1 protein-coding gene and 1 pseudogene are annotated in these 1,791 nt (G+C 43.3%); one reads left to right on the top strand and one right to left on the bottom strand.

What is annotated here, in order from left to right:
• Positions 1 to 776 (bottom strand): thiolase family protein (locus ACTXGO_RS13200; protein WP_459112929.1); only part of this gene is annotated, 776 nt, incomplete at its 3' end.
• 410 nt (positions 777 to 1,186) lie between these two features.
• Here ACTXGO_RS13200 and ACTXGO_RS13195 point away from each other — a divergent pair.
• Positions 1,187 to 1,791 (top strand): annotated as a pseudogene (locus ACTXGO_RS13195) (3-oxoacyl-ACP reductase); the annotation flags it as partial.

Raw genomic sequence — 1,791 nt, 5'->3', positions numbered from 1 at the left:
CCAGTACCACAAGCTTGCGAGATATCATATGATGGTGTGTGCGGATCAAGCGCTGTGTTAAGGACAGATTCGCGCGTTAAGTTAATGTCGCGGCTAAGTTTCATGACTGCGCCTGCAACCACCTCACCGAGCACTTCGTCTTGTAAGTCAAAGCGCTCAATCAAACCATTTAAGGCTGCGGTTAGCATGTCCGTATTGCTAGCATCGGCGTAGGTGCCATTTGAGCGCGCAAATGGGATACGATTACCGCCGATAACGGCAACGCGTTGCTGGTTTGTGCTGAGTTTAGCGCTAGATTTTTTCTTAGGCTTGGCGCTAGACTTTTTGCTGGCTTTAGTGTCAGCAGCTTTATCGTCTTTACTGTCTTTTTTGTCAGTTGCTGCAGGCTTAGCTTCCGCTTTTGGTTTAGCTTCCGCTTTTGACTTAGTCGCAGGCTTTGTGTCTGCTTTGCTATCAGACTTAGTCTTAGCTTCATCTTTTGCAGCCGGCTTAGCTGGAGCTGCGTTTGATTCGCTTTCTTCAGTTGCCGCTTTTTCGCTTGCAATATCCGCTTTAATTTTCGCTTTTTTGTCAGCGTCAGCGCTTTGGGCCTGAGTGTCTACAGGTTTGCCATCGCTATCGACAATATCTGTCGCTTGCTTAAGATCAGCGATAGAATTAAATTTTGAATCACTTGCTTTAGCTGTGTCTTTTGTATCAGTCGCTTTTTTGTCAGTTGCAGCATTGCCTTTTACGACAGTGCTTTCAACGATAGGGCTGTCTTTTTTGTCGCTCATAATGGTGTCCTTATACTAGTGAATTAAAAATAAAAGAGCACTTAAAAGTCAAGTGCAATGATTTTGTTGCTTATGATAATGATTTTTTGAGTATGGCGTGTAGGTCTTTAGCAAACTGGAGAGTTTATATCTCATAGGTCATCTTTATATACTCGTACCTTGTCCATATTATCTAAAATATGGACGTAAACAGCAGCTATAACCGCTATCGATAGGTAACTTTGATAACATATTGTTATATCTAAATCAGTTAGCTATAATTTGTTGTGTTCATTTTAACATAAGCTTACCGCTTTTAAAGCAGTAGAAAGTAACTGTAGTGTCTATATAACTAGGCAGGTTATCAGTCTATAATAGGCCATCTAAAATTATTTAATTCATTATTTTACATTTATTAATAGGAGCATACTATGTCGGACCGTTACGGTGATTTTGTTCAATCCTCATTAGGCAAAAAAGTTGCAAAAAATTTAGGCTTACCGCAGCCTGTCACTCTTGATCGTTTTGAGAGTGGTCAGCGCCTAGTACGAGGTAGCGTACTCGTAGGCCGTGCGGCAGGTGATGATAGCCGCGTCAGTGTATCAATCGCACGTATCTTATCTGAGCTGCATGCTGAAGTATTCGTTAATAGCAGCGACGATATCAAAGACGCTTTAGCTGATGCAGGCGTTGAGGCGAAGGGTAACACTGGCAGCGAAGATAAATTCAAAATCTTGTTATTTGATGCTAGCAACATAAGCGACGCTGAAGGTCTCAAAGCGGTTTATGAGTTCTTTCATACTGTTGCTCGCCGGGTCGAGAAGTCAGGTCGCGTGATTATTGTTGGTCGTCCGCCTGAGTCTATCGACGATATCGAAACGGCACTAGCGCAGCGCGCGCTTGAAGGGTTTATCAAGTCAGTGGGCAAAGAGTTTAAGCGCGGTATCACAGCGCAGCTCATCTATGTCAATGAAGGCGCTGAGGACAACCTAGATTCAACGGTGCGCTTTTTTACCTCAGCGCGCTCAGCTTATGT

This window comes from Psychrobacter sp. T6-1 (genome assembly GCF_052258445.1).
Note: the sequence above shows the minus strand (reverse complement) of the source record. Positions and strands in the feature narration are given on the sequence as shown.